At 42.0% G+C, this 2,597-nt stretch carries 4 protein-coding genes; all 4 read right to left on the bottom strand.

Annotated elements, in window-relative coordinates; translation table 11 throughout:
- Positions 1-439 precede the first annotated feature (439 nt).
- The gene (locus MUP17_02060; protein ID MCJ7457759.1) at positions 440-1,018 is read right to left on the bottom strand and encodes a TlpA family protein disulfide reductase; all 579 of its coding nucleotides are present in this window, start codon (positions 1,016-1,018) and stop codon (positions 440-442) included.
- Entirely contained in the window at positions 1,009-1,581 is a 573-nt protein-coding gene (locus MUP17_02055) for a YHS domain-containing protein (GenBank protein MCJ7457758.1), read from the bottom strand. Before MUP17_02055 ends, MUP17_02060 begins: the two co-directional genes overlap by 10 nt.
- A gap of 38 nt (positions 1,582-1,619) precedes the next feature.
- Positions 1,620-1,874 (bottom strand): YHS domain-containing protein, encoded by a 255-nt coding sequence (locus MUP17_02050; protein MCJ7457757.1) that lies wholly within the window; start codon positions 1,872-1,874, stop codon positions 1,620-1,622.
- A gap of 116 nt (positions 1,875-1,990) precedes the next feature.
- Positions 1,991-2,597, bottom strand: a 607-nt coding sequence (locus MUP17_02045; protein ID MCJ7457756.1) for an ABC transporter ATP-binding protein, incomplete at its 5' end; no start/stop codon positions are given.

Below are 2,597 nucleotides of genomic sequence, written 5' to 3'. Positions count from 1 at the left end.
GGTAGACCCAGGTTGGGGGCAACCTGGGTCTACCCCATCAAAAACGGTAGCCCCACCTTGCCCTCAAGGTGGGGCTATTCTCATAAAATAAAAAAGCTGAAGGAGCTTCACCACCTACTCTATCTGAGAGGGGGGCAGGAACTCAGAGTAGAATGAAAATAGTGAAGACTTCAGCTTTAAAAACTTTAATTTTATTAACCCTTTTTCCTTTTTTCCGTTAGTTTAACGCAATTACTTAATTTTTTGTTTGAACCTTTCCAAAATTTTTTTTTAAAAAATATGACAAAGATCAGTTTTGGAATTTCTGTCCCTCAATCAGGAACACTCCTCAGATAAATGGAACCAAATTGCTCTCTGTTGGTCTCCAGACCAACAGAGTTTTACCCCAGTCTCAGAGGGTTCTTTCCTGCCAAAAATTCAAAACCTTATTTAAAATATTTTACTCACTTTCAGCCAAAAGTGTTTCAAATTTCTTAAGATTTTCTTCTGTGGTCCAATCCAGCCCACCTGTAACCCTTTCCAGAATCTTTCCTTCTCGGTCTAAAATAAACGTAGTGGGCAAAGCCACTATACCATAATTTGTACCTACCTTTCCTGCCGGGTCCAGCAGGACCGGGAAACTTATATTATACTCTTTACTGAACTGCTCTACCCCTGACCTGCCCAGTTTGTCCAGATTCACTCCAATTATCTCCAGGCCCTTGTCTTTGTATCTTTTGTAAAGCTCGACCATTGAAGGTATCTCTATCCTGCAAGGGGAACACCAGGTTGCCCAGAAATTCAAAAGAACTACCTTTCCTCTAAACTCTTTTAGATTTAGCTCCATCCCCTTGAGGTCCTTGAGGGTGAAGTCGGGAGCTATCTCCCCCTCGGAGATTCCTTCTCTGGTTTTTTTAACTTCTTCGGTCTTATTTCCAGGCGTATCCTTTTTTCCACAGCTAAAAATTATCGCCCCAGTTATCAACAGGTATATAGAGACTGCTTGAACCAGGACAAAATATCCTTTTTTCAACAGCATCCTTTATGTTTATGACTCCCTCCAGTGCTCTGATTATGATGAAGGGAATCCGGCTCTACTTTAAGAGAATCAGGTGCGGACTGTGAAGCCATGAATTTGTTACTACACCCCGGACAGCAGAAATAATAGGTTTCCCCCTGAAAATCTATGGCAGGAGTCTCTTTTGAAATCTTGAAACTCTTTTTTGTGACGGGACAGATCGCCTCTTTGCCTAATTCCTCGTCCGTTATCTTATGCTCAGTGTAGCCTGTCGCTGTTGTCAGACTATCCGTACTTTCCTGAGTTGCGTACTTTTCCGGGGTTTTAGAAAAAGCCTTCTTCTCTCCAGCACCGCAGAAATAATAGGTTTTCCCTTTATAATCAACTGCGGGCGTATTCTTGGCGACTTTCATCTCCATACCACACATCACGCAGGTAAAATCCTTACCAATCTCTTCCTTTATGATCTTATGCTCAGTGACCTGCGCTTTTTCCTCCGCACCGTATACCAGTATGCTGGCAGATGCCAGATACCAGAAAAATAAGCTTAACACAGCTATTATGATTAGGCTTGAACGTTTCACTTCTACCTCCTCACATGTTGAATGATTTGTTTTCACGATTAATTTAATTTGAGAAACCTCTCCGGATCCTCAACAAAGATATTCTTATGCTCTTCGTTCATAAAATAATAGGTCTTGCCTTTGTATACGTAAGTTGGAGTGGTTTCAGTGACCAGGACTTTCATCTTGCAAACCGGGCAAACAGCCATCTTGGGACCTTTTTCACCTTTACCTCCAAACCAGCCAGTTGAAAATCCCAATAGAAGAATCAAGACTATCAGAACCCCTGCAATTGTCAGCCAGATCTTTTTCATTTTCTTTCACCTCCTCAGATCATTCTCTTGGAGTGTAAACCTTTAGGTTTACATTGAAATAAAGTTAAAGTTTTATACTCCAAGAGCTATCTATAATATTTGAATTTTTGTAAAGGTCAATTGACCACCATACCATCTTTTAATCTTATCATCCGGTCGGCTCTGGAAGCCAAATCCGGGTCATGCGTAGCAATGATTATTGCCAGCCCATCTTCAGCCAGTTTCTTGAAAAGCCCGAAGATCTTCTCTTTGGATTTTGATTCCAATCTGCCGGTGGGTTCATCTGCCAGGATTATCTTAGGGTCATTAACCAGAGCGCGGGCTATGGCTATTCTCTGCATATCTCCACCATCTAACTCTGAGGGTAGCATATTCAACCTTTCTCCCAATCCCACTTTCTGGAAGATCTCCTTGACTTTCTCCTTTTTATCTAATCTGCGTGCGAAAAGCAAAGGAAGAAGGGCATTTTCATAGGCAGTCAATGTAGGGATAAGATAGAAAAGTTGAAAAACAAAACCGATATTCTCTCTTCTCACTTTGATCAGGTTTTTCTCCTTGAGTCTAGAGACCTCGGTATTTCCGATATAAAGCGTCCCCTCAGAAAGAGTGTCCAGACACCCGATCATATTCAAAAGTGTAGTCTTGCCAGAACCAGACCTGCCGACTACGGACACGATCTCGCCTGGGCTTATCTGAAAATCAACCCCTTTTAGGGCGTAGAGC

It is taken from the genome of Candidatus Zixiibacteriota bacterium, from assembly GCA_022865345.1.
Lineage (GTDB): Bacteria > Zixibacteria > MSB-5A5 > MSB-5A5 > RBG-16-43-9 > RBG-16-43-9.
The sequence above is the reverse complement of the archived record's forward strand: the minus strand, read 5'-3'. Positions and strand labels throughout refer to the sequence as shown.